This window comes from Ideonella sp. FW305-24, from assembly GCF_058788035.1.
The window spans coordinates 38,920-62,266 of the sequence record NZ_JBYTAI010000002.1; the positions used below are offsets into that span (position 1 = coordinate 38,920).

The window sequence follows — 23,347 nt, forward strand, 5'->3', positions numbered from 1 at the left end:
CTGCCCTCGTCCACCCGGATGCCAGCCACTGTCGCCTGGGGCTCAGCGGTTGCGCCAGCACGGGGCCGCGGGGATCACTCCCCCTGGATGCGCTTGGCGGCGCGGTCCAGGCCGTCCTTCACGGTTTCGCGGCCCTGGGTGATGTTCTGCAGCGCGGCGGCCATCGCGGTCCAGAAGCGGGTCATCTCGGGGTTGTTCGGCATGGGGGTGCCGGACTGGGCGGCGGCAAAGGTGCCGGCGATCAGCGGGTCGGACTTCAGCTCGGCGTAGTAGGCCTTGTTGGCCGGCACGCCCAGTGGCACGTGGGCGTTCATCGCCTTCAGGCCGTCCATGGAGAGCAGGTAGTTCTCCAGGAATTCGTTGGCGGCTTCCTTCTGCTTGCTGTTGGTGGCGATCATCGCGCCCAGCACGCCAACAAACGGGGCGCCCTGCTTGCCGTCGATCTTCGGGTACGGGGCGACGCCGAAGTTGATCTTGCTCTTCTTCAGGTTGTTCCAGGCCCAGGGGCCGTTGATCATCATGGCCACGCGGCCTTCGTTGACGCCTGCCTCGGCCTCGGCGTAGCTGGCGGTCTTGGGCATTGCGCCGGCCTTGATCAGCGACATCAGCGTCTCGATGCCGCGCACCGCGCCGGGGTTGTTGACGCCGGTGTCCTTGGCGTCATAGGTGCCGTCGGCATTGCGCTTGAAGGCGTAGCCGCCGCCGGCGGACATCAGGCCGTAGGAGTAGTAGATCTCTGTCATCGGCCACATGACGGCGTGCTTGCCCTGCGCCGTGAGCTTCTTGTCCAGCCCCATCACTTCGTCCCATGTGGTGGGCGGCGTGGACACCAGGGCCTTGTTGTAGATCAGCGCCACGGCCTCGATGGACAGCGGGTAGCCCCAGGTCTTGCCGCCGATGTTCCAGGCCTTCCAGGCCAGCGGGTCGATCGCGTCCACTGTCTTCTTGCTGGGCGTGACCGGCGCGATCAGGCCGGCCGAGATCCAGCTGCCCACACGGTCGTGCGGCCAGATCCAGATGTCCGGGCCCTTGCCGGCCGCAGAGGCCTGCTCGAACTTGGCGATGGCGTCCTCGGGGTGCTCGACCTTGACGGCAATGCCGGTGTCGGCCGTGAACTTCTCGGCGATCTTGGCAATGCCTTCGTAACCCTTGTCGCCGTTGATCCAGATCAGCAGGCTCCCATCGGCGGCGTGCGCGACGCTGGCTCCCAGCAACGAAGTGAGCGCGGCCGCAGCCAGCAAGGTGTGGGCCGCAGCGCGGCGGGTCAGCGATCTGGTCATCGGGAACTCCTTTGTCTCCAAGGGTGGCATTCAGACCAAGCGGGGCGGTGTGCCGCAGCAGCACCGCCTTGGCAGCGGAAATGTTTAAGTTAAACGCTTAATCTGGTGCGCGGATTTTTGAGCCGCTGCCTGCGCACTGCCAATAGGGCTATCCCGCATCTGATCCCGACCAGGCAAATCGCCGTGCATTGGCTTTCGATGCTTGTCTAAATTAAACGCTTAACAATCGTTCAAGAGGATGACGGGCCAGGCTTTGTTCCCCCAAGGTGGGGACGTGCGGCCCGCCCTGCCGGCCGCACACTGCGGCCGTCCCTTCCCCTGTGGTTCATGCCAACGATTGCCAAGGAGATGCACATGCCCGCTTACGGTGAACGCGTTCTGCAAAAAGACATGAAGGGCCCGGACGTGGCCGAGCTGCAGTTGCGGCTGGCGGGATTCCGCGGCACGCTGCCGGACGGCGACTTCGGCTCGGGCACCGAGCTGCAGGTGCAGCAGTTCCAGCGAGACGTGATGAAGATGGCCAGCCCGACGCGGGTGGTGGACAAGGCGACCTTCATCGCCATCGACCAGTTCGCGCAACGCTACCCGATCGACTTCAAGCAGCTGAAGTGCCCCTGCGGCACCTGCAGCGGCTTTGGCCGCGGGCTGTTCCGTGGCCAGTACCTGCCGGGCGGCCAGGGCCAGGAGATCAACAACCTGTACGAATACCCGGGCATCCACCGCATGCTGCTGTGGGCCGTGCGGGCGGCGTATTTCTACATGCCTGAGCACCAGTTCTCGTTCAGCTCCGGCTACCGCTGCAGCGTGGACAACCAGCAGCACAAGCGCACCAGCACCAACCACCACGGCAAAGCGGTGGACCTGGACATTGCGCTCAAGGCCGGCGAGAGCAAGCGCGACGATGCGGTCAAGTGCGACGCCGTGCGCGGCAAGCTGGTGGAGCTTTCGAACGCCCAGATCGGCTGGACGGCAGCCAACCGCAAGGCGCTGGAGCCTTCTTCCATCGCGCCGACCTGGGTGCACTACGACGTGCGCCAGTACGACGCGGTCTACCTGGCCGACAGCTACTTCTGCAAGGACGCCGACTCGCTGGACAGGCCGATGCCGGTCAAGGTGTAGCCAGCCCGGCAGCGCCAGCGGCGTCCAGCGCCTCGAAGCGCTCGGCAAGGAAGTCCACCAGCGCCCGCACCCGCCGCGGCACGAAGCGGCCGCTGGGCAGCAGCGCGTGCAGCGGATACGGCTCGGTTTCCCAGTCGGTCATCAGCGGAACCAATTCGCCGGACGCCAGGTGGCGCAGCAGGTCCAGCTCGGAGCGCAGCATGATGCCGGCGCCGGCCAGCGCCCAGTCGCGCGCCAGCGAAGCGTCATCCACGCTACGGTCGCCATGCACCGTCACCTCCGTCCACTGGCCCTGCTGGCCGAAGCGCCAGCGGCGGTACGGCTTGCCGCCACGGTCGAAGATCAGGCAGTTGTGGCGCAGCAGGTCCTGCGGGTTCTGCGGCGCCGGGTGGCGCGCCAGGTAGACCGGCGAGGCACACAGCACGATGCGGCCCACGGCGAGGCGCCGAGCGACCAGGCGCGAGTCCGGCAAGGCGCCGTAGCGCAGCGCCAGGTCCACTTCGTCGCGCACCACGTCGCGCGGCCGGTCGCCCACCGAAAGTGCCAGCTGCAGCCCGGGGTGCATGGCGAGGAATTCGTCCAGCCAGGGCAACAGCACGGTGCGCGTGAGATCCGAAGGTGCGGCCACGCGCAGCGTGCCGACCAGCGCGCCAGCGTCCGTCGCCAATTGCGCTTCGCCCTCTTCCAGCAGCTCGAAGGCACGCGTAGCGTAGTCCAGCAGCGTCTGGCCGGCGGCGGTGAGGCGCATGGCCCGCGTGGAGCGCTCGAACAGCCGCGTGCCGAGCTGCTGCTCCAGGCGCTTGAGCGTGGCACTGGCGGCGGCGGGCGTGATGCCCAACGCGGCGGCCGCCGCCGTCAGCGAACCGCCGCGGGCCGTATGAAGCAGCACGCGCAGGTCGCCGGGATTGTCAATCTTCATTTGAAAATGATAGTGCCGTCATCGACTTATCAACGAGACGTTGAAATCCTACAGTGAAGCCATTCCCTTCTTCACAGGACCGCACCATGAAAGCCGTTGGTTACCGCCAGAACCTGCCCGTCGACCACACAGACGCGTTGCTCGACCTTGAACTGCCAGCACCCGCGCCTGGCGCGCGCGACCTGCTGGTGCGCGTCAAAGCCATCTCGGTCAACCCTGTCGACACCAAGGTGCGCCGCAACAGCCCGCCCCCCGAAGGCCAGGCACGTGTGCTGGGCTGGGACGCGGTGGGCACGGTCGAAGCGGTGGGCACGGTCGTCACCAAGTTCAAGCCTGGCGACCGCGTGTACTACGCCGGTGCCATCAACCGCCCCGGCGCCAACAGCGAGTTGCATACAGTGGACGAGCGCATCGCCGCGCTGGCGCCAACGTCGCTGGACGACACCCAGGCCGCCGCGCTGCCGCTGACCACCATCACCGCCTACGAGCTGCTGTTCGACCGGCTGCGCGTGGCCCAGGGCGGCGGTGCCGGGCAGACGCTGCTGGTGATCGGCGGCGCGGGGGGTGTGGGCTCCATCCTGATCCAGCTGGCGCGACAGCTCACGCAACTGCGCGTGGTGGCCACCGCCTCGCGTGCCGAGACGCGCCAGTGGTGCCTGGACCTGGGCGCGCATGCGGTGATCGACCACAGCAAGCCCCTGGCCACAGAGCTGCTAGCCGCGGGCGAAGGCCAGGCCGACTTCGTCGCCGCCCTCACGCAGACGGCGCATCACTACCCGCAGATCATCGAAGCGCTGAAGCCGCAAGGCGCCATCGGCTGCATTGACGACATGGACGGCCTGGACGCGATGAAGCTCAAGACCAAGGCGCTGTCGCTGCACTGGGAGCTGATGTTCACCCGCCCGATGTTCGAGACACCGGACATGTACCGCCAGGGCGAGCTGCTGGCCGAGGTGGCGCAGCTGGTGGATGCCGGCCGCGTGCGCACCACCGCGAGCGAGAACTTCGGCAGCATCAACGCCGCCAACCTGAAGCGCGCCCATGCACTGATCGAAAGCGGCCGCGCGCTGGGCAAAGTGGTACTCGCCGGATTCTGAAGGCTTCTGGGCAAGCGGCGGCCGTCCCAAAGTGTGGCCGCCTCACCCCCCGCATGGCAGATTCGCTTCGCCCGGGCGAATCCTATGGTTCAGCTGTCAGGACCGCCGCGCCAGCCCAGTCGCAGCGCCGGCCTCCTGATGCCCGTGGCGTCCGCCGCGGTCCAACCAGCATCAGGGGATCACCATGCGCACATTTCACGTACCCAAGGCGGCGGTCACGGCACTGGTCGCCATTGCCTCCTTCGTCGCGACGACCGCCTCGTACGCGCTCGGTCCGTCCGACCCGCAGGACAAGACCTATCAATGCGCGGTCGCCGGCCAGACCTGGGGCTGCGGCGACGGCAAGCCTTCGCAGGCAGTGCGCGTCGAAGAGCGGCTGCAACCGGGGCCGCGCGCGGCTTATGCCATCCACACCGGCGTGCCGAAGGCCGAAGCCATTGCCAAGGCCCGTGCCGGCGGTGAAGTGCCCATCCGACAGGTCGTGCGCATCACCACGCGCCAGCTCTCGCCGGCCGAGCAATGGGACCGCGTCAACGGCCGCTACGTGTCGCCCTGGGAGAAGGTGGAAGTGCTGTCCAGCGCGCCTGATACCGGTCCCGGTCCTGTCGCCCAAGGCGACAAGCCGGCGACGATCAAACGCTGAAGCCGGCCGGGCCCTGGGGCGCACGCCCGCAAGACGTCCTGGAACCAGCTTCAGCCCCGGCCAGGCCTCCCATACTCCATAAAAGCTGTGAACGCGAGGCGCGCAAACGATTGCGCACACTTTGAATGAGGTCAAAAACGAGGCCCGGAAGAACTAGTGAAAACCCTATGCTGCAATGCACCCAGGGCAAGCAGAACCGACAACGAAGTGCCGATTCCCTGAGCGAGCCCACTGACCCATTCCTCAGAGGTTTCACCATGTTCACCCTCCACACTTCCCCTTCCAAGACCGCCAAGACCCTGGCCCTGGGCGCCCTGATCAGCCTGGCCGCCGCCTCGTCGTTCGCAGCTGGCTCGTCCGCCTCGCCGGAACAGATCTACCAACGCGCCGTGGGCGGCCAGACTGCCGGTTTCAGCGATGCCGCGCAAGCCGCGTCGTCCAACGTGCGCGTTGAAGAACACCTTGTCCCAGGCCCCCGTGCGGCCTACGCCATTCACACCGGCGTGGCCAAGGACGTGGCCATCGCCCAGGCCCGCGCCGCCGGCGAATACCCGACCCGCCAGGTCCTGAAGATCACCTCGCGCCAGCTGACCCCTGCCGAAAAGTGGGAACGCCGGAACAGCGGCGTGGCAACGTCGTTCGAAAAGGTCGAAGTGATCTCCAGCACGCAGGACCGCGGCCCCGCTGCCGTGGCCACTGGCAGCAAGGCCAGCGCGATCTGAGCGCCGACGCGCGCACTGCGCGCAGCCTGAACGGCGCTTGAACCACAACCGGCCTGTTAAAGATTGCTTTAACAGGCCGGTTGTCGTTGAAAGCACGCTTTCATCAAGGCTGCGACGGTAGAGGAGCGCCCTGACGCAGCGCCCGCAAACGCTGGTGCGCCTCGTCCTCCGCGTCAGCCGGCACGCTTTGCCGCGCACTCAGGTAGCGCGCACTGAACACGTCAAGATAGGCCTCCAGCGTTTGCGCCGCGTGCAGTTCACCGGCGAGCGCGAGGCACATCGCCGCCACCTCTGACGTGCAGAAATGGTGCTCGTGCGTGGAGCGGCGCAGGCGGTAGCGGGACAGTTGCTCGGGCTGCAGGCTCAGCACCGGCAACGCATTCAGGTACGGGCTCTTGCGGAAGATCTTGCGCGCCTCGGACCAGGTCCCGTCCAGCAGGATGAACAGCGGGCGCTTGTCCGGCTGTTCAACATCCGCCTGGCCCATCAACTCGGTCGTGACCCGCTCAGGCGCCGCAAACTCGCCCGGGAACACGACATAGGGCTGCCACTGCGGATTGGCCAGCAAGGCCAGCAGCGCCGGGTCCACCGCCGTGCGGGACCAGCCGAAGGCCATCGTTTCCGGCACCACGTCCGCAATCAACCAGCCCGTGTTGCTGGGCTTGAGCGGCTCGAACTCGGCCATGATCAGACACACCGCAGCGCGTGTCTGCACCACGGTCCTCAGGCTGCACATGCAGTGGCTGGGGATCAGGCGGCAAGTGACACAGCGCAGCTTGCGCGGACCATCGCGGTCCAAGCGGGGCATGGTGCTGCTTTGCGCGATGCACGCGGCGCGCAAGCGGGCCACGGCGTGGGGCATGTCACAAAATTCACGAACCAACTGTTCCGGCGCATCTGATCAAGCAGCAGCGCCAGCAGTCGAATCTAGCATGCTCGGATGCGTCATCGACCAGCCGCGGACCGGCCGTCGCGCCGGCCCCGGTTGCCACCACGGCTGCCCGGCCTTTGCAAAGCCGAACCCGAACGTCGCCGTTCGTCCAGTGCCGCATTCCGGGCAATGCTTCAAAGCCCGACAAGCGCGGGCAATCCGCCGATGTCCTTGATCTCGGTGTAGTTGTAAGCCGGATTGCCGGGCCCATGCCCGCGGTTCACGAAGACCTTGTGCTTGATGCCGAGATCGTCGGCCGACATCAGGTCGTAGCGCAGGCTGGAGGAGACGTGCAGGATGTCCTCCGGGCCGCAACCGAGCTGGTCGAGCATGTATTCGAACGCCTGCAGGCGCGGCTTGTAGGCCTGCGCCTGCTCTGCCGTGTAGACGCGATGGAACGGCGCCAGCAGCTTGTCCACGTTGCTGTGGATCTGGCTGTTCATCGCGTTCGACAGGATGACCAGGGGGATCTCCCTGGCGATGCGCGTCAGCGGCTCCGGCACGTCGGCATGCGGGCCCCAGGTCGGCACCAGGTCGTAGTACTTCTGGCCTTCCGCCTCGATGAACTTGACGCCATGGCGCTTGCAGGTCCGCTCCAGCGCGCTCTTCAGGACGTCCACGTATGGCTTCCAGTCGCCCATCACTTCGTCAAGGCGGTAGTGGGTGAAGTCCGAGATGAACACCTCGAGCTTCTCCGGGGACAGCCGATCGGCGTACATGGCCCGCGCGGTTTCTCCCATCTGGAAGCGCGTGAGGGTGCCGTAGCAATCGAACGTGATGTATTTGGGTCGGAACGTCATGCGGGTCGCCTGTCTATGAACGATGGCGAAATTGAAGCATGAAGGCACCGCAAGGAGTCCTCAATGGGCGGCTCTGGCTACCCCTGAAGTTTCGTTTTCCCGTCTTCGAACAGCACGCCATGCGGCGGCCGTTTCGGGTGGGGACTCGCAGATGGAACAAGCCTCCGGCAATGCGAATCGAGCACGCGGCATCGCGCCTGGCGGCAAGTTCCGCCAGCTCGTTTCCAGCCCTCTCGCGCACCATGATCGCCTGCGCTGCTGGTGCGCAGCGACCCCGCTTGGTGCCCCTTCCCGCGGCTGCGGTTTCCAGCGCGCGATTCAGCACGATGTGCCCGCTCGCACGCGCGATTTGGCAGCTTGCTCGCCAGCGATTCCGTATTCTTGCCGGGGTCGAATCCTTTCACACGTTCACCGTCGGAGTCCCAGATGAAGTTCCCCAAACTCGTCGCAGTCGCAGCCCTCACGGCCGGCCTGATCGCCGCCTCCGCCGCGCAGGCCCACGCCATCTGGTTCGCCCAGCGCGCCACCCAGACGGCGCTGATCTACGGTGTCGGCGCCGATGACCTCGACATGGTCAAGCGTCTCCCACTGCTGAACCACTACGCCGCTTATGACGCGGCCTACAAGGCCATTCCCGTCAAGCTCCGCCCAGCCGGCCCCATCGTTCTGGTCGACACCGACAGCCCGGCCACCATCCTGACGGCCGACATGGACTACGGCTATTGGAGCAAGACGCCGGACGGCGAGTGGCACAAGAAGGGGCGCAGCGAAGTCCCTGGCGCCGTGGTCAGCGAACACACGAAGAAGTACACGGTGCGAATCAACGGGCCGCTGTCCGGTCCGATCCCGGTGCTCGCGAACCAGACCCTGCAGATCGTGCCGGTGGCGAGCAAGCTGCCCGACATGCTGGACCAGCCATTGACCGTGCGCGTGCTGTACGAGGGCAAGCCCATCGCGGGCGCCATCGTGCAGAACGACTACGTCAACGACCCCGACAGCGCGGGCGTGAAGACCGGCGCCGACGGCACCGCCACGATCAAGGTCCGCAACCAGGGCTTCAACGTCCTTGCTGCCACCTACAACGGCCCGTCGGAAGACCCCGCCAAGGCCGACGCGACCGTGCACCTCGCCACGCTCAGCTTCACGCTCCAGCACGCGCCGGAATGAGCGCCTCGCGCGCCCATCGCAACCCCACCCACAGAGAACGCATCATGACGCTGCCCCTGACCTGGAAGAAAACCGCTCTCCTGCTGGCTCTCGCCAGCGCCTCGCTCGCCTTCAGCGCCGCCACCTTCGCGCATGGCGCCACCAAGCCTTCGCACGGCGGCATCGTGCAGATGTCCGGCGAGACGCTGGTCGAATTGCTGACCGAGCCCACGGGCGTGTCGGTGTTCGTGGTCGACGAGGACGAAGAAGTGCCCAGCAGCGGCATGTCGGCCAAGCTGGTGATCACCTACAAGGGCGCGAAGTCCGAGGTGGCCATGAAGGCGGCCGCCGGGAACAAGTTCGAAGCCAAGGGCACCAAAGTCAAGCCTGGCTCGAAGGTCGAGGTCATGTTGACCAACACCGCCACGATGGCCAAGACCTCGGCTGAATTCACCGCCCCGTAAGCCGTGAGCCACCCGACGCCGACCCACACACGCCGCGCAGTTCTAGCGCTGCCGTCGGCGCCTCATCGGAGGCTGCCGATGCTGCTGGCCGCCACGGCGGCCGTTGCTGCGGCGGTCGTGACCAGCGCGGCCTGTGCGCACGGCGTGTCCGATGGCGACAAGTCGTTCATCGAGTCCAACCCCGGCATCAACATCATTCCGTACATCTACCTCGGCGCCAAGCACATGGTCACGGGATACGACCACCTGCTGTTCCTGTTCGGCGTGATCTTCTTCCTGTACCGGTTGAAGGACGTGGGCACGTACGTGACGCTGTTCGCCATCGGCCACAGCACGACATTGCTGGCGGGCGTGCTGGGCAACGTGCACGCCAATGCGTTCGTCATCGACGCCATCATCGGCCTGTCGGTCGTCTACAAGGCGCTCGACAACCTGGGCGGCCTCAAGCGCCTGCTCGGCTTCGAGCCCAGCCAGAAGGCCGCGGTGCTCATCTTCGGCCTGTTCCACGGCTTCGGCCTCGCGGCCAAGCTGCAGGAGATCTCGATCTCGCAGGACGGACTGCTGCCCAACCTCGTCAGCTTCAACGTCGGCGTGGAGATGGGGCAGTTTTTGGCCCTCGGCCTCATCCTGCTGCTGATGTCCCTCTGGCGGCAGACCGCCAGTTTCCAGCGCAGCGTCGTGGTCGCCAACGCGGCCCTGATGAGCGCGGGCTTCGTGCTGATCGGTTACCAGCTCTCGGGCTACTTCACCTCCATCTCTCCGCCATGAGCATCGCCCTCGACAACACGCCCGCAGGCCCCACCTACGAGGTCTCGCCACGCACGCTCGGCCTGGCCTGCGCGAGCGCCTTCGCCGTCGCCACCGTGGTGCTGACCCTGTTCGTGCTGCCGGCCGAACGCGGCATCGACATCACCGGGCTTGGCGCCAAACTCGGGCTAACGCAGATGCGCAGCGGCGAGGCTGACGCAACACCCGACACAACACCCGTCGCGACGGCAGCCCCGAGCCCGACCTCTTCCTCTTCGCAGGCCGCCATCACCGTCGAGCCGCAGAGCCAGCAGTCCATCTCCAAGGCCACCCCCATGCGGTCGGACGAGATGACCGTGGTGCTCAAGCCGCACAGCGGCCTGGAGGTGAAGGCGGAGATGAAGACGGGCGACCACCTGATCTTCCACTGGGACGCCAACGGCCCGTTGAAGATGGACATGCACGGCGAGAAGCCCAATGACGGCGAACGCTTCACGCGCTACTGGATGCAGTCCGACCTGACGACTGCGCAAGGGTCGTTCACGGCCCCGTTCGATGGGCACCACGGCTGGTTCTGGCGCAACCGCGGCGAGAGCGATGTAACCCTCAAGATCCGGACCTCGGGCTTCTACGAGAAGCTCTACATCCCGAAGTAGACCGCCCATTCCCCGAAGCTGCCCGGCCCGCGAATCCCGTCGCCGCCGGGCTTTTTCAATCCTCTTTCAAAGACTGCAGAGATGACCGCCTCTGAATTGACCCCACCGCCGCAACAGGCCATCGTCGACTGTGTCGACCCCCAGCGCTTCTACATCGACGGCGCGTGGCAGCAGGCCGAGGCACCAGCGTCCTTCGATGTCGTGAATCCCGCGACCGAATGCGTGCTGGGACAGATCGCGATGGGCAATGCGCACGATGTCGACCGGGCCGTGGCCGCCGCGCGGCGTGCCTTTCCCGGGTTCGCTGGCACGAGCGTCGATGCGCGCGCCGCGCTGCTGGAGCGCATCCACGCGCTGATGCTGCAGCGGGCCGACGAACTCGCGCTCGCGCTCAGCCTGGAGATGGGCGTGGCCTGCACCTATGCGCGGGCGGCACAGGTTCCGTTCGCCGCGGAACATGTGCGTGTGGCGCGCGAAGCACTGCTCGCCTATCCCTTCCTGCAGCGCCACGGCACGACGGCAGTCGCGCGCGAGGCCATCGGCGTCTGCGGGCTCATCACGCCTTGGAACTGGCCGCTCTACCAGATCACCGCCAAGGTGGCACCAGCCCTCGCCGCGGGCTGCTGCGTGGTGCTGAAGCCCAGCGAGCTGTCGCCCTACAGCGCCCTGATGTTCGCCCAGCTGATGCACGACGCCGGCGTGCCGCCCGGTGTGTTCAACCTGGTCAACGGCTCGGGCCCGGAGGTGGGCGCCGCCATGGCCGCGCACCCCGGCATCGACATGATCTCGATCACAGGCTCGACGCGCGCCGGCGTCCTCGTGGCCCAGGCTGCTGCACCGACGGTCAAGCGCGTCACGCAAGAACTCGGCGGCAAATCACCGAACCTGATGCTGCCCGCCACGGACTTTGACCGTGCGGTGCCGTTGGGCGTGGCGGCCGCATTCCGCAACGTCGGCCAGTCCTGCAGCGCACCCACGCGCATGATCGTCCCGCGCAGTGCGCTGCGCCAGGTGGAGGAGCTGGCTTGCCAGGCGGCAGCCGCGTTGATCGTCGGCGACCCGATGTCGCCGGACACGACCCTGGGACCGATCGCCAACCGCGCACAGTTCGAGCGCGTCCAGCAGATGATCGCCGTCGGTCTCGAGGATGGTGCTCGCCTGCTCTGCGGCGGCCTCGGCCGGCCCGACGGTCTCGCCACAGGCTTCTATGCACGGCCGACCATCTTCTCGTCCGTCCAGACGCAGATGCGGATCGCGCAGGAGGAGATCTTCGGGCCGGTGCTTTGCATCCTGCCCTACGACACAGTTGAAGAGGCGATCACCATCGCCAACGATACGGTCTACGGACTGGGCGCGCACGTCCAGGGCACCGACCTCGCTCAGGCTCGCGCCGTCGCCGGCCGCATCCGTGCAGGCCAGGTGCTGATCAATCACCCCGCCTGGGATCCGTTCGCGCCCTTTGGCGGCTACAAGCTCTCGGGCAATGGCCGCGAATACGGGCGGCACGGCCTGGAGGAGTACCTGGAGACCAAGGCCATCCTCGGCTTCGGCGAGACCTGAACAAAGAAAAGCGGCCGGTGTCCCGCAGGGCACCGGCCGCTTTCCTGCGCGGTGAAGCCGCTCAGAGGTACTTCAACCACCAGATGTCCTTGCGGCGCTTCTTGAAGCCGGAGAACCAGGCGGTCGGAAAGTAGAAGACAACGATCAAGGCGATGTACCAGAGCCACACATAGACGATGGACGAGACGCCGAACACGTCGCCATGATTGGTCCCGTAGATGGCCTTGGCGCACAGGTACAGCACGCGCAGCGTGTACAGGTGCAGCAGGTAGAAGAACATCGGCGCGCCGCCGAACACCGCGAGGCGCTCGGAGACGGGGCCGCCCTGCCAGCGCTCGAAATACGCGAGCAGCACCAGGCCGATGCCCAGCGTGGGCAGCAGGAACAGCAGCGAGGGCGGGTACTTGGTCATGGCCAGGAAGCTCATCACGGTGCGCAGCTCGTCTCCGGGGACGACGAACCAGGGCGTGTCACCGTAGACATTCAGCGAACGCAGCACGACGAAGCCAATGATCATGCCCAGGCCCAGGCGGATGAGCCGTCGCTGGCGCAGCTCGGCGGCCAGTTCGCTGAACCACGGGCCGATGGCCCAGCCCAGGCAGATCACGCCCAGCCAGGGCAGCACCGGATAGTTGAATTTCACCGGCACGCCGGCGACGTCCATCACCACGCGGTGGTGCAGAAAACCCCAGGGCATGTAGAGCGCGCTGTCCTTGTCGACGACGACACCGTCGAGCAGGTTGTGGCCGCAGACGATCACCAGGCCGATCGCCAGGATCGCCCGGTGCGGCAGGTGGATCAGCGCGGCCAGCGCGATCATGCAAAGGCCGATGGCCCAGATCACTTGCAGGTAGACAACCGTGAACGGCAGCTCGGCGCGCCAGGAGAAGTTGACCAGCGTGAGTTCCAGCAGGACCAGGAACAAGCCCCGCTTGAGCAGGAATTCGCTGGTCTCGCGCTGGGTGTGCTTCTGGCTGAACAGGTACGCGCCAAGGCCGGTGAGCGCCACGAAGATCGGCGCGCACAGCGTGCTCGTGATGCGGGTGAAGAACAGCGTGGGCGCGACGGTCGCCGCATTGACCGGATCAGTCACCGGCATGTACAGGAACCAGGTCTCGCGGATGTGATCCAGCAGCATGAAGATCATCACGAGACCGCGCAGGGCGTCGATGCTCGACAGGCGCGAGCTCATCGTCCCAACCGACCGTACCGCGGCCCTCACGCCGCTCATTGCCACTGTGGACATGCCCGAACTCCGTACCAGATTGAGCAGAAATTAGACCAGCGCAACGCTTCTCAAAATGCCGTGTTGGCGCGGCGCGGCGCAAGGTTCGTGGCGAATCGCCGGCGGTCGCCGCAACTTGCTGCGGCCGGCGCCTCCCCCTCAAACAGCCAGCTCGGGCGCGTCCGTTGCTGGCAGCTCGTCCAGCCAGCCGGTACGCAATTCCGGCACCGAGCGCGACAGCAATTCGTAGTACGGGTGATGCGGCCCGCGCGCATAGTCCGCGCGCGCGATCTGCGTCAGCTTGCGGCCGCCTTGCATCACCACGATCTCGTCGCACACGGCACGCACCGTGTGCATGTCGTGGCTGATGAACAGGAAGGACACGCCCAGCGTGCGGCGCAGGTCGGCGATCAGTTCCAGGATGGCGGCACCCACCACGGTGTCGAGCGCAGAGGTGACCTCGTCGCAAAGAATCAGGTCCGGCTTGGCGGCCAGTGCGCGGGCCAGGCTGACGCGTTGCTTCTGCCCGCCAGACAGGCCGCTGGGCCGGCGCCGACGCAGGGACTGGGGAAGCTTCACGAGATCGAGCAATTCGCTGATGCGCGCCTGCAGCGGCGCGCCACGCAGGCCATGGAAGAACTGCAGCGGCCGCGCCAGGATGGCCTCTATCGTGTGCGCGGGATTGAGCGCGGTGTCTGCCATCTGGAACACGATCTGGATGCGCCGCAGCTCGCCCTTCCGCCGGTTCGCCAGGGTGGGCGCCAGGTAGCTGCCGTTGAACAGGATGCTGCCGCCAGAGGGCCTCACCAGCCCCGCGATGGCGCGCGCCAGCGTCGTCTTGCCGGAGCCCGATTCGCCGATCACGCCGATGGCCTGCCCACGATGCAGGCGCAGCTCGATGTCCTGCAGGATAGGCACCTGGTGCCTGCCGGCGGCGTCGAGCGGCCCGTAGCCGGCGGCCAGGTCGCGAACCTCCAACAGCAGTTCGGCCCCGCCGCGCGCAGGCGCGACTTCCTGCACTTCGGGCCGGGCGGCAGCCAGCAGGCGGCGGGTGTAGTCGTCCTCCGGCGCGGTGATGACGCGGTTCGTGCCGCCCCATTCCCGCATGCGGCCCTCGCGCAGCACGAGGATGTGGTCGGCCATCTGGGCCACCACCGCGAGGTCGTGGCTCACGTAGACGGCCGTGGCACGCCGCTCACGGACCACACGCCGGAAGGCACGCAGCACTTCGATCTGCGTGGTGACATCTAGCGCCGTGGTGGGCTCGTCGAGGATGATCAGGTCAGGGTCCGTGATGAGCGCCATCGCGGCCATGATGCGCTGCAGCTGGCCGCCGGAGACCTGATGCGGGTAGCGCTCGCCGATGTGGTCCGGGTCGGGCAAGGCCAGCTCATGGAACAGCGCGAGCGCCTTGGCCTTCGCCAACGCAGGCGACATGAGGGCGTGGATGCGCGCCGGCTCTGTCACCTGGTCGATCAGCGTGCGCGATGGGTCGAAGGACTGTGCCGCGCTCTGCGCCACATAGGCCACCGTGCGGCCGCGCAGGCGGCGCTGCCCCTCGCCATCGAGCGACAGGACGTCCACGCCACCGATCTCGACCGTCCCTGCGGCAATGCGGCATCCCTCGCGGGCATAGCCCATCAGCGCCAGCGCCGTGGTGGTCTTGCCGGAGCCGGACTCGCCGATCAGGGCCAGCACCTCGCCCGGCTTCACCGCGAAGCTGAGGTCGTGGACGATCACCTGCCCGGCATCGCCCTCGCCCGCGACGATGCGCAGGCCCTGCACTGCAACGGAAGCTCCCATGCTGGCTTACTCCGACCGACGGTGCGAGCCGCCCAGGGCGTCGATCGCGAGGTTGACGGCAATGGTCAGGCTGGCAATGGCCAGGGCCGGGGCGATGATGGCCGGCGCCGCGGCAGACAGGCCACCGATGTTCTCGCGCACCAGCGAGCCCCAGTCCGCGTCAGGCGGCTGAATGCCCACGCCCAGGAAACTCATCCCGGCGAGCAGCAGCACCACGTAGACGAAACGCAGGCCCAGGTCGGACAGCATGGGCCCGGCGATGTTGGGCAGGATCTCGCGGCGCATCACGTACCAGGTTCCCTCGCCCCGGGTGCGAGCCACGGTGACGTAGTCCATCGCGCCGATGTTGACCGCCAGTGCCCGCGCGATCCGGTAGGCGCCGGGCGCGTAGACGATGGCTGCGATCAGGACCAGCATCGGCACTGACGGACCGAAGGCCGCGACCATCAGCAGCGCGAACATCTTGCTGGGAATCGAGACCAGGGTGTCGAGCGAGCGACTCATCAAGGCGTCGATCATGCCGCCACGCACGGCCGCCAGCAGCGCCAGCGTGATGCCGGCGACGCTGGCGCACAGCGTGGCAACGAGCGCGACGCCAACCGTGTAGCGGGTGCCCTCGACGATGCGGCTGAACACATCGCGCCCCAGATAGTCGGTGCCCAGCCAATGGGCGCTACCCATCGGCGCGAAGACCGCAGCGTCGCCCATGTCGCCCGAATCCTTCGCCAGCATCCACGGCCCGAACACGGCCGCCGCCATCCACAGGGCGATGATGGCCAGGCCGGTCACACCCGCAGCGGAGATCCGCCGACGACGCTCGGGCGGAGAGTCGGCGGTGACGGTGGCGACGGACTGCGCGTGAACGGCTGGAACGGGACTCGAGGGCTTGTTCATGGGTGGCGCAAGCGGGGATTGGAGAGGATGCCGAAGATGTCGGCCGCGGTCACCAGCATCAAGTAGGCGGCGCAGAACAGCATGGCGCAGGCCTGCACCAGCGGCATGTCGCGCTGGGTCACGCCTTCGATCATCAACTTGGCCACGCCGGGATAGTTGAAGATGGTCTCGACGATGATCACCCCGCCCAGCAGGTATGACAGGCTCAGCGCGACCGCGTTGGCGATCGGGCCGACGGCATTGGGCAGCGCGTGCGCAAGCACCATGCGGCTGCGCTTGGCGCCCTTGAGCAGCACCATCTCGATGTAGGGCGCACGCAGCTGGTCGATGACGGCGGCGCGTGTCATCCGCATCATCTGCGCCACGATCACGCAGCAAAGGCACAGAACGGGGAGCGCGTACGCCTTGAGCAGTTGCGCCAGCGACTCGATGTCATTCGCATACGAGAGGGCCGGGAGCCATTTCAGCTTCACCGCGAAGATCAGCACGGCCAGGGTCGCGACCAGGAATTCCGGCACCGACACCACCGCCACGGCGCCCACGGTCACGCCGCGATCGAACCACGATCCCCGCCAGACCGCCGAAGCGATGCCCAGGCCGAGCGCGAGCGGCACCGAGATGGCCGCGGTGATGAGCGCCAGCAGCAGCGAATTGGGCAGGCGCTCGCCGATCATCTCGGCCACGCCTTGTCCGCTGACCAGCGACTGGCCCGGTGCGCCCTTGAGCATGCCCAGCAACCAGTGCCAATACCGCTCGGGCCCGGACTGCGTCAGCCCCATCTCCAGGCGAAGGGCCGCCAGCGTCTCGGGCGTGGCTTCCTGCCCGAGTTGCTGCTGCGCGGCGTCACCCGGCAGCAGCACGGTGATCGCGAAGACGATGACCGAGACTGCGAGCAAGGACAGCAGGGCCGTGCCGACTCGTCGGGCAATGAGGCGGGCGAGGAGGAGATTCATGATGCGCACGCGGCTTGGGGAATCGTCAGGCCTCTAGGCCTCTAGCCAGAGGTGCTCGGCGAACGCGGTGCCCATCATTCCGCCAAGCGGCATGGGCACGAAGCCGTGCACCTTGGACGAGTGAGCGTCGAGGCTGGAGATGAACAGCGGAATGCCCACACCGCCCTGCTCGTGCACCAGCACCTGCATGTCGCCGTACAGGCTCTTGCGCCTGGCCTCATCGGCCTCGCCGCGCGCCGCCAGCAGAAGCTGGTCGAACTGCTCGCTCTTCCAGCCGGACTCGTTCCAGGTCGCGTCGGACTTGAAGAACTGCGTGAAGAGGATGTCCGCCGTTGCACGCGGGTTGGTGTTGCCGAAGCCGATGGGGCTCTTCATCCAATGGTTCGACCAGTAGCCGTCGGCCGGCATGCGCTTGACCTCGAGATTCAGGCCGATCTGGCGCGCCGTCTGCTGCAGCACCAGCGCCATCTCGACCGAATAGGTGGCCGCAGGAGACGCGACGATGGGAATGGCGCCGCTGCCCAGGCCGGACTTGCGCAAGTGGAACTTCGCCTTGTCGAGGTCGAACGCGCGCTGCGGCAGCGCGGCGTTGAAATAGCGGTTGGTCGGGTCGATGGGCTGGTCGTTGCCGATGGCCGCGTTGCCCAAGGCGATCGACTTGCGCATCTGCTCCCGATTGAACAGGTGCTTCATCGCCAGCACGAAATCCGGATTGCTGCCCGGTCCATTGTCCCGGCGCATGACCAGGTCGCTGTACTGCCCCGACGGCGTGACGAACACGCCGTAGCCAGGCGTCTGGCCGATGCGCTGGCTGGAACGCGGATCGACGGCAGCCACGAGGTCCAGGCCGCCCGACAGCAAGGCGTTGACGCGAGCCGATTCGTCGCCGATGCCGACATATTCGATCTCGTCGAGGTACGGGCGATCAGGCCGCCAGTACGACTCGTTGCGCACCGCCAGCGAGCGACCGCCCGGCTTGAATTCCTTGCACTTGAACGGTCCTGTGCCGATGCCCTTGCTGAAGTCGGTCGTGCCATCGGGCACGACCTTGAAATGGTAGGTGCCAAGAATGGCCGGGAAGTCGGCGTTCGCGGTCTTCAGCCGGACCTGCACTTCGTTCGGCCCGCTCTGGCGCACTTCTTCGATCTCGTCGGCAAGCGTCTTCGCGCGCGACGCGACCGCGGGATCCTTGTGGCGGTTCAGCGAGAACACGACGTCGGCCGGCGTCAGTGCCCTGCCGTCGTGGAACTGCACACCCTTGCGCAGCTTGAAGGTCCACAGCGTGGCCTTCTGGTGCGAGAACGATTCCGCCAGGGCGGGCTGCGCGACGAGCGCGTTGTCCAGCACCGTCAGGCCGTTGTAGAACATGTTGCACCGGATGTAGTCCGACTGGCTTGCCTGTCGTGCTGGATCCAGCGTGTCGTTGATCGACGAAGACGCTCCTGCGACGCGCAGTCGTCCGCCGCGCCGCGGCGTCTCGGCCTGAGCCGTGGTGGCCCACCCAGCAGCCGTGGTCGCCAGCGCCACCTGCATGCCGCCGCCCATCAGCATCGCCAGCAGGTCCCGGCGCGTCGCGCCACGCCGGAGGGCGTCGAGCAGGCGCGAACTGTCTTCGGAACCGATCAGGTCCTGCGGCGGAGCAATGGGCTTGTTCACGATGCGATTTCCTTCGACTGATTTCAGGTCAACGATTCGTCAGGTCGGCCGCGCGCGTCAGCGCAGCGCGTCCTTCAGCTTGAAATAGGCACCCACCAACGGCAGGAACCACGGCGGCCCGAAGTGCCCCGGGATGGCCGGCCACGCCAGGTCGCGCCACGGGTTGGCAGCGGAATCGCCCGCCATCACGTCGGCCATGCACTGCCCCATGTGCACGGACATCTGCGTGCCGTGCCCGCTGTAGCCCATCGCGTAGTACAGGCCCCCATGCTCGCCGGCGTGCGGCAGCCGGTCGCGGCTCATGTCGACCATGCCGCCCCAGCAGTAGTCGATGCGCGTCTTCGACAGTTGCGGGAACACCCAGGTCATGGCCTCGCGCAGGATGTGGCCACTCTTCGCGTCCGAGTTGGGGCTGGACATCGCAAAGCGCGCACGGCCGCCGAAGACGAGCCGATCATCGGGCGTGAGGCGGAAATAGTTGTGGATGTGCGCTGCCGTTGTGTAAGTGCGGATGCCCGGCAGAATGCGACGCGCGAGTTCATGCCCCAGCGGCTCGGTCACGATGATGAAGCTGCCGATCGGCACGATCCGACGGCGCCAGAAGCCGAACGACGGATAGCTGCCATGCATCGTGGCACCGGTGGCGACCAGCACCTGATCGGCCTCGACCACGCCACGGTCCGTGTGCAGCCTGTGCACCTGCCCGCGCACCCGCTCCAGGCGGCGCACTTCGGTCTGCGCATGCAACTCGGCACCATGACGCTCCGCCGCTTGCGCGAGGCCAGCGCCGAAGCGACCCATGTGCATCTGCGCGCTGCGCTTTTGCAGCAGCCCGCCCACGAAGCGCTCGCTCTGGATCTCGTCACGGATCGCTGCGGCATCCAGCAACTCGACGTCGCAATCCACTTCGCGGTGCAGGCGGTCGAAGCCTCTGGCCAGGGTGTCGTAATCGGAAGCGCGTGCGGCCAATTTGAGCTTGCCGTTCCGCAGGAAATTGCAATCGATGCGCTCTTCCCGCACGATGCGTGCCACCGAGTCGACCGCTGCGTCGTAGGCGCGATACCAGGCGCTCGCGCGCTCAGTGCCGACGCTTGCCGCCAGCGTGGCGTAGTCGACAGCGAGCCCGTTGTTGACATGGCCACCGTTGCGCCCCGAAGCCTCGCCCGCCATCGCGCCGGCCTCCAGCACCACCACGCGCGCGCCGCGCCTGCCAAGGGCCACCGCTGCGGACAGGCCCGTGAAGCCGCCACCCACGATCGCCACGTCGGCGCGCGCGGGCAAGGGCTTTTCCAGCACGGAATGCGCGGTTGCGGTGGCCGTCCAGTAGGAGTCCAGCTTCATGCGTTGGGAAGATGTGGTTGAGGGTCTGGCAACGAAGAAATTGGAGCACGCAGCCCGTAGGAGGTTGTGGCGATTGCCGCAGCGAGCCAGGTGAAAACTGCTGAATGTGACGGCCCGCTCGGCATGCTGTGCATGCGCGTCCCCCGAACGGCGCACCGCGCACCAAGATGCCCCGCAGAACATGCTGAGGCACCTTTTTGATGCTCTCCGCGAGTCCGGGCAGCATTTCGTGCCGTGGTCCTTCTGCCAGCGTGGGCGCCAAGAATCTCCTAGATTCCTGTCACCCGTTGTGCGAGAAACCATGCTCAATGAAAAATGCGGGAGTTCTTCTTGTCGCTGCGCACATTCCCATCGCCCGCGGTCGCTGACGGCGTCCTGATGCGGCCGCTTCACGTCGACGACCTGGATGCGGCGCACGCCCTGTCCGTCGAAGTGCAGTGGCCACATCGCTCCATGGACTGGCACATCGCGTCCACGCTCGGGCAGGGCTTCGTCGCCGAGCGCGACGGCCAGGTCATCGGCACCGGCATGCGCTGGAAGTGGGGCGAGCGCCACGCGACGCTTGGCATGATCATCGTCACGCAGCGGTACCAGGGTCAGCGCATCGGAACGCGCATCATGCAGACCCTGCTCGAGGGCCTCGAGGACCGTGATGTCTCGCTGCACGCGACCACAGAGGGGCTGGGCCTCTACGAGCGCTCGGGCTTCGTCAGCACTGGAGACGTGCGCCAGCACCAGGGGATCGCCTCCCCGGCGCCGCTGATGAGCTTCCTGCCCGGCGAGCGGCTGCGCCCTGCGGGCCGCAACGACCCTCCGAGGCTGGCAGCACTTGACCTGCAAGCGATGGGCATGCCGCGCGAGCGCGCCTTGCGGATGCTGCTGGATCAAGGTGAGATCGTCGTGCTGGATCGGGACATGGAGGCGGTCGGCTTTGCCGTCATGCGTCGTTTCGGCCGGGGCTTGGTGATCGGGCCGGTCATCGCGCCCGATCTGCACGGCGCCAAGGCGCTGATCGCCCACTTCACGCGGCTCGCTGCAGGCAAGTTCCTGCGCGTGGACGTGCGGGCGAACGGGGAACTGATCGAGTGGGTCGAAGGCTTGGGCCTGCGGCGGGTGGCCATGGCCATCCCCATGACCAAAGGCGCAGTGGCGGCCTCCGGTGCCATCCAGTCATTTGCCCTGCTGAGCCAGTCGCTCGGCTGAGGCCGCAAGGCACGATCTGCCGCCGCTGTCGCCATAACGATTTCCTCCAGCGGTTTTCCCGCGCATTGCCGCAGCACAAGCTGCGGTGGTCGACCTACGATTCCTGCATCCCTTCAAAAGGCGTGCAGCATGTCGGCCCTCGCTTCCAGTTCCCACCTGTCCCTTCCCCAAACCAGCGCCCTTGAGCTCGATCGCGAGCACCTGATCCACCCTGTTTCGTCCTGGCGTGCACACGAGAAGCGAGGTGCCACGCTGCTGCAATCCGGCAAGGGCGCCTGGTTGCGAGACACCGAAGGACACGAACTGCTGGACGCGTTCGCGGGCCTGTGGTGCGTGAACGCCGGCTACGGACAGGAATCGGTCGTGCAGGCCGCGACCGAGCAGATGCGCAAGCTGCCGTATGCCACCGGGTACTTTCATTTCGGCAGCGAACCCGCTGCGCGCCTGGCGGCCAAGCTGGTCGACCTCGCGCCACCGTCGCTCCAGCACGTGTACTTCACGCTGAGCGGCTCCGACGCGGTCGAGGCCGCCGTGAGGCTCATCGCGCAGTACAACCATGCCCGCGGCCAGACGCAGCGCCGGCACTTCATTTCGCTGGAGCGCGGCTACCACGGCTCGTCGTTCTTCGGCGCGGGCCTCACGGCGCTGCCGGCCTTCCATCGCGGCTTCGGCCTGCCACTGCCGGAACAGCACTACATCGCCTCGCCATACGCCTACCGCAGTGCGGTGGGCAGCGATCCGCTGGCCATCATCAGCGCATCCGTGGCGGAACTGCGCGCCACGGTGCAGCAGATCGGCCAGGACAAGGTGGCCGCCTTCTTCTGCGAGCCGGTGCAGGGCTCGGGCGGCGTGATCGTGCCGCCCGAGGGCTGGCTCAAGGCCATGCGCCAGGCATGCCGCGAACTGGGCATCCTCTTCGTGGCCGACGAGGTCATCACGGGCTTCGGCAGGACGGGGCCGATGTTCGCCTGCGAGGCCGAGGGGGTGGACCCGGACATGATGACGATGGCCAAGGGGCTGACCTCGGGCTACGTGCCCATGGGCGCGATGCTGATGTCCGACGAGATCTACCAGACCATCGCCGACGGCGCGCCCGCGGGCGTGCCGATCGGCCACGGCACGACCTACTCGGCACACCCGGTCAGCGCGGCGGTGGGCCTCGAAGTCATCCGGCTCTATGAAGAAGGCGGCCTGCTGGCCAACGGGCAAGCCATGGCGCCGCATTTCGCGCGCGTCCTGGCCAACCTGGCCGACCACCCGCTGGTGGGCGAGGCCCGCCAGCGAGGCCTGCTCGGCGCACTGGAACTGGTCAGCAACAAGCAGACGAAGGCGCGATTCGATCCTGCGCTGGGCCTTGCCGACCGGGTCTTCGCAACCGGCTATCGCAACGGGCTGGTGTTCCGGTCCTTCGGCGACAACATCCTCGGTTTCGCACCGGCGCTGTGCTTCACGGCCGAAGAGTTCGAACTGATGGCGGCACGGCTGCGCAAGACGCTGGACGATGTGCTGGATTTCGCGGACGTGCGGCGCGCGACAGCATGAAATGCTGCGAGAGGCAGGCAGGCTTATTGCTTAGTGACCTTGGACGCGCTCCTCTCCCCGCATAACCGGTGCCCCCATGACGACTGCAGCGAATCCCAAGCTTGATCGCCTTGATCTCCGGATCCTCTGCCAGCTCCAGCAGAACGGCCGCATCACGAACGTGGACCTGGCGGACGCCGTGGGCCTCTCGCCGAGCCCCTGCCTGATCCGCGTCAAGCGCCTGGAGCAGGCTGGCTACATCGCCGGCTACGGTGCCAACGTCCGCCTGGAGAAGCTGAGCGACACCCTCACCGTGTTCACCGAAGTCACGCTGGCCGATCACCGGCGCGAAGACTTCGTGCGCTTCGAGTCCAGCATCCGCAGCGTGCCCGAGATCCTCGAGTGCCACCTGGTCAGCGGCGGCTACGACTACATGCTCAAGTTCACGACGCGCGGCGTCAACCACTACCAAACGCTGATCGAGGGCCTGCTCGAGCGCAACATCGGGATCGAGAAGTATTTCAGCTTCATCGTCATCAAGTCGCCGTTCGTCAAGAACCACTACCCGATCCAGCAGCTGCTCACCATGGACGAATGACGAAGAGGAATGAGTCCGCCGGCACGGGCTCGGCATTGACTGCTGCGGCCGCTTGAGAAACAGCAGATT

General features: G+C 66.7%; 22 protein-coding genes. 12 read left to right on the forward strand and 10 right to left on the reverse strand.

The genetic code is table 11. The features are described 5' to 3' along the window. Positions 1–74: 74 nt before the first annotated feature. Positions 75–1,280 (reverse strand): maltose/maltodextrin ABC transporter substrate-binding protein MalE, encoded by a 1,206-nt coding sequence (malE, locus tag AC3WR5_RS05885; protein ID WP_492482689.1) that lies wholly within the window; start codon positions 1,278–1,280, stop codon positions 75–77. Between the two features lie 354 nt (positions 1,281–1,634). Between malE and AC3WR5_RS05890 the strand changes: the two genes are divergently transcribed. After that, positions 1,635–2,399 carry a peptidoglycan-binding domain-containing protein gene (locus AC3WR5_RS05890; protein WP_492482691.1) on the forward strand — a complete coding sequence of 255 codons (765 nt, stop codon included), beginning with the start codon at positions 1,635–1,637 and terminating at the stop codon, positions 2,397–2,399. Here the strand turns inward: AC3WR5_RS05890 and AC3WR5_RS05895 are convergent. Beyond that, complete coding sequence (locus tag AC3WR5_RS05895) at positions 2,389–3,318, reverse strand: LysR family transcriptional regulator (protein ID WP_492482693.1); 930 nt, start codon at positions 3,316–3,318, stop codon at positions 2,389–2,391. The two genes, AC3WR5_RS05890 and AC3WR5_RS05895, sit on opposite strands and share 11 nt — an antisense overlap. Positions 3,319–3,404: 86 nt before the next feature. On the opposite strand from AC3WR5_RS05895, the gene AC3WR5_RS05900 reads away from it, so the two are divergent. From AC3WR5_RS05900 to AC3WR5_RS05910, 3 genes are all read left to right on the forward strand, one after another. Then, on the forward strand, positions 3,405–4,415 hold the full coding sequence (locus tag AC3WR5_RS05900; RefSeq protein ID WP_492482695.1) for a zinc-binding alcohol dehydrogenase family protein: 1,011 nt from the start codon (positions 3,405–3,407) through the stop codon (positions 4,413–4,415). Positions 4,416–4,599: 184 nt separating this feature from the next. Then, positions 4,600–5,058 (forward strand): hypothetical protein, encoded by a 459-nt coding sequence (locus tag AC3WR5_RS05905; RefSeq protein WP_492482697.1) that lies wholly within the window; start codon positions 4,600–4,602, stop codon positions 5,056–5,058. A 257-nt stretch (positions 5,059–5,315) separates the two neighbouring features. Continuing rightward, complete coding sequence (locus tag AC3WR5_RS05910) at positions 5,316–5,780, forward strand: hypothetical protein (protein ID WP_492482699.1); 465 nt, start codon at positions 5,316–5,318, stop codon at positions 5,778–5,780. A 103-nt stretch (positions 5,781–5,883) separates the two neighbouring features. Here the strand turns inward: AC3WR5_RS05910 and AC3WR5_RS05915 are convergent, their stop codons facing one another. Both AC3WR5_RS05915 and AC3WR5_RS05920 read right to left on the reverse strand, forming a co-directional pair. Further along, the gene (locus tag AC3WR5_RS05915; protein WP_492482701.1) at positions 5,884–6,588 is read right to left on the reverse strand and encodes a tRNA-uridine aminocarboxypropyltransferase; all 705 of its coding nucleotides are present in this window, start codon (positions 6,586–6,588) and stop codon (positions 5,884–5,886) included. Between the two features lie 257 nt (positions 6,589–6,845). Beyond that, complete coding sequence (locus AC3WR5_RS05920; protein ID WP_492482703.1) at positions 6,846–7,511, reverse strand: haloacid dehalogenase type II; 666 nt, start codon at positions 7,509–7,511, stop codon at positions 6,846–6,848. A 426-nt stretch (positions 7,512–7,937) separates the two neighbouring features. Between AC3WR5_RS05920 and AC3WR5_RS05925 the strand changes: the two genes are divergently transcribed. From AC3WR5_RS05925 to AC3WR5_RS05945, 5 genes are all read left to right on the forward strand, one after another. Then, entirely contained in the window at positions 7,938–8,678 is a 741-nt protein-coding gene (locus tag AC3WR5_RS05925) for a DUF4198 domain-containing protein (protein WP_492482705.1), read from the forward strand. Between the two features lie 44 nt (positions 8,679–8,722). Continuing rightward, positions 8,723–9,121 carry a hypothetical protein gene (locus tag AC3WR5_RS05930; protein ID WP_492482707.1) on the forward strand — a complete coding sequence of 133 codons (399 nt, stop codon included), beginning with the start codon at positions 8,723–8,725 and terminating at the stop codon, positions 9,119–9,121. A gap of 78 nt (positions 9,122–9,199) precedes the next feature. After that, a complete protein-coding gene (locus AC3WR5_RS05935; RefSeq protein WP_492482709.1) occupies positions 9,200–9,889 on the forward strand; it encodes a HupE/UreJ family protein in 690 nt (229 codons plus the stop codon). Continuing rightward, positions 9,886–10,524 (forward strand): transmembrane anchor protein, encoded by a 639-nt coding sequence (locus AC3WR5_RS05940; protein WP_492482711.1) that lies wholly within the window; start codon positions 9,886–9,888, stop codon positions 10,522–10,524. The genes AC3WR5_RS05935 and AC3WR5_RS05940 overlap by 4 nt, the downstream gene beginning before the upstream one ends. A gap of 81 nt (positions 10,525–10,605) precedes the next feature. Continuing rightward, on the forward strand, positions 10,606–12,084 hold the full coding sequence (locus AC3WR5_RS05945) for an aldehyde dehydrogenase family protein (RefSeq protein ID WP_492482713.1): 1,479 nt from the start codon (positions 10,606–10,608) through the stop codon (positions 12,082–12,084). A gap of 61 nt (positions 12,085–12,145) precedes the next feature. Here the strand turns inward: AC3WR5_RS05945 and AC3WR5_RS05950 are convergent, their stop codons facing one another. From AC3WR5_RS05950 to AC3WR5_RS05975, 6 genes are all read right to left on the reverse strand, one after another. Beyond that, complete coding sequence (locus AC3WR5_RS05950; RefSeq protein ID WP_492482715.1) at positions 12,146–13,330, reverse strand: acetyltransferase domain-containing protein; 1,185 nt, start codon at positions 13,328–13,330, stop codon at positions 12,146–12,148. 138 nt (positions 13,331–13,468) lie between these two features. After that, positions 13,469–15,112 (reverse strand): ABC transporter ATP-binding protein, encoded by a 1,644-nt coding sequence (locus AC3WR5_RS05955; protein WP_492482717.1) that lies wholly within the window; start codon positions 15,110–15,112, stop codon positions 13,469–13,471. A 6-nt stretch (positions 15,113–15,118) separates the two neighbouring features. Continuing rightward, positions 15,119–16,006: an ABC transporter permease gene (locus AC3WR5_RS05960; protein ID WP_492482719.1), complete on the reverse strand. Its 888-nt coding sequence runs from the start codon at positions 16,004–16,006 to the stop codon at positions 15,119–15,121. Then, the gene (locus tag AC3WR5_RS05965; protein WP_492482721.1) at positions 16,003–16,959 is read right to left on the reverse strand and encodes an ABC transporter permease; all 957 of its coding nucleotides are present in this window, start codon (positions 16,957–16,959) and stop codon (positions 16,003–16,005) included. Before AC3WR5_RS05965 ends, AC3WR5_RS05960 begins: the two co-directional genes overlap by 4 nt. Before the next feature lie 33 nt (positions 16,960–16,992). After that, positions 16,993–18,510, reverse strand: a complete 1,518-nt coding sequence (locus AC3WR5_RS05970) for an ABC transporter substrate-binding protein (protein WP_492483550.1) — start codon at positions 18,508–18,510, stop codon at positions 16,993–16,995. 162 nt (positions 18,511–18,672) lie between these two features. Then, complete coding sequence (locus AC3WR5_RS05975) at positions 18,673–19,956, reverse strand: NAD(P)/FAD-dependent oxidoreductase (protein ID WP_492482723.1); 1,284 nt, start codon at positions 19,954–19,956, stop codon at positions 18,673–18,675. Positions 19,957–20,286: 330 nt separating this feature from the next. Between AC3WR5_RS05975 and AC3WR5_RS05980 the strand changes: the two genes are divergently transcribed. The 3 genes from AC3WR5_RS05980 to AC3WR5_RS05990 all read left to right on the forward strand — a co-directional run bounded on the left by AC3WR5_RS05980 (position 20,287) and on the right by AC3WR5_RS05990 (position 23,278). Continuing rightward, positions 20,287–21,159, forward strand: a complete 873-nt coding sequence (locus AC3WR5_RS05980; protein ID WP_492482725.1) for a GNAT family N-acetyltransferase — start codon at positions 20,287–20,289, stop codon at positions 21,157–21,159. Between the two features lie 129 nt (positions 21,160–21,288). Continuing rightward, a complete protein-coding gene (locus AC3WR5_RS05985; RefSeq protein ID WP_141284218.1) occupies positions 21,289–22,701 on the forward strand; it encodes an aspartate aminotransferase family protein in 1,413 nt (470 codons plus the stop codon). A 76-nt stretch (positions 22,702–22,777) separates the two neighbouring features. Then, complete coding sequence (locus AC3WR5_RS05990; RefSeq protein ID WP_141284217.1) at positions 22,778–23,278, forward strand: Lrp/AsnC family transcriptional regulator; 501 nt, start codon at positions 22,778–22,780, stop codon at positions 23,276–23,278. Positions 23,279–23,347: the final 69 nt, after the last annotated feature.

Coding starts and splice junctions, on each gene's coding strand:
- malE (WP_492482689.1), bottom strand. CDS start 1,280: ATGACCAGATCGCTGACCCGCCGCGCTGCGGCCCACACCTTGCTGGCT.
- AC3WR5_RS05890 (WP_492482691.1), top strand. CDS start 1,635: ATGCCCGCTTACGGTGAACGCGTTCTGCAAAAAGACATGAAGGGCCCG.
- AC3WR5_RS05895 (WP_492482693.1), bottom strand. CDS start 3,318: ATGAAGATTGACAATCCCGGCGACCTGCGCGTGCTGCTTCATACGGCC.
- AC3WR5_RS05900 (WP_492482695.1), top strand. CDS start 3,405: ATGAAAGCCGTTGGTTACCGCCAGAACCTGCCCGTCGACCACACAGAC.
- AC3WR5_RS05905 (WP_492482697.1), top strand. CDS start 4,600: ATGCGCACATTTCACGTACCCAAGGCGGCGGTCACGGCACTGGTCGCC.
- AC3WR5_RS05910 (WP_492482699.1), top strand. CDS start 5,316: ATGTTCACCCTCCACACTTCCCCTTCCAAGACCGCCAAGACCCTGGCC.
- AC3WR5_RS05915 (WP_492482701.1), bottom strand. CDS start 6,588: ATGCCCCGCTTGGACCGCGATGGTCCGCGCAAGCTGCGCTGTGTCACT.
- AC3WR5_RS05920 (WP_492482703.1), bottom strand. CDS start 7,511: ATGACGTTCCGACCCAAATACATCACGTTCGATTGCTACGGCACCCTC.
- AC3WR5_RS05925 (WP_492482705.1), top strand. CDS start 7,938: ATGAAGTTCCCCAAACTCGTCGCAGTCGCAGCCCTCACGGCCGGCCTG.
- AC3WR5_RS05930 (WP_492482707.1), top strand. CDS start 8,723: ATGACGCTGCCCCTGACCTGGAAGAAAACCGCTCTCCTGCTGGCTCTC.
- AC3WR5_RS05935 (WP_492482709.1), top strand. CDS start 9,200: ATGCTGCTGGCCGCCACGGCGGCCGTTGCTGCGGCGGTCGTGACCAGC.
- AC3WR5_RS05940 (WP_492482711.1), top strand. CDS start 9,886: ATGAGCATCGCCCTCGACAACACGCCCGCAGGCCCCACCTACGAGGTC.
- AC3WR5_RS05945 (WP_492482713.1), top strand. CDS start 10,606: ATGACCGCCTCTGAATTGACCCCACCGCCGCAACAGGCCATCGTCGAC.
- AC3WR5_RS05950 (WP_492482715.1), bottom strand. CDS start 13,330: ATGTCCACAGTGGCAATGAGCGGCGTGAGGGCCGCGGTACGGTCGGTT.
- AC3WR5_RS05955 (WP_492482717.1), bottom strand. CDS start 15,112: ATGGGAGCTTCCGTTGCAGTGCAGGGCCTGCGCATCGTCGCGGGCGAG.
- AC3WR5_RS05960 (WP_492482719.1), bottom strand. CDS start 16,006: ATGAACAAGCCCTCGAGTCCCGTTCCAGCCGTTCACGCGCAGTCCGTC.
- AC3WR5_RS05965 (WP_492482721.1), bottom strand. CDS start 16,959: ATGAATCTCCTCCTCGCCCGCCTCATTGCCCGACGAGTCGGCACGGCC.
- AC3WR5_RS05970 (WP_492483550.1), bottom strand. CDS start 18,510: ATGCTGATGGGCGGCGGCATGCAGGTGGCGCTGGCGACCACGGCTGCT.
- AC3WR5_RS05975 (WP_492482723.1), bottom strand. CDS start 19,956: ATGAAGCTGGACTCCTACTGGACGGCCACCGCAACCGCGCATTCCGTG.
- AC3WR5_RS05985 (WP_141284218.1), top strand. CDS start 21,289: ATGTCGGCCCTCGCTTCCAGTTCCCACCTGTCCCTTCCCCAAACCAGC.
- AC3WR5_RS05990 (WP_141284217.1), top strand. CDS start 22,778: ATGACGACTGCAGCGAATCCCAAGCTTGATCGCCTTGATCTCCGGATC.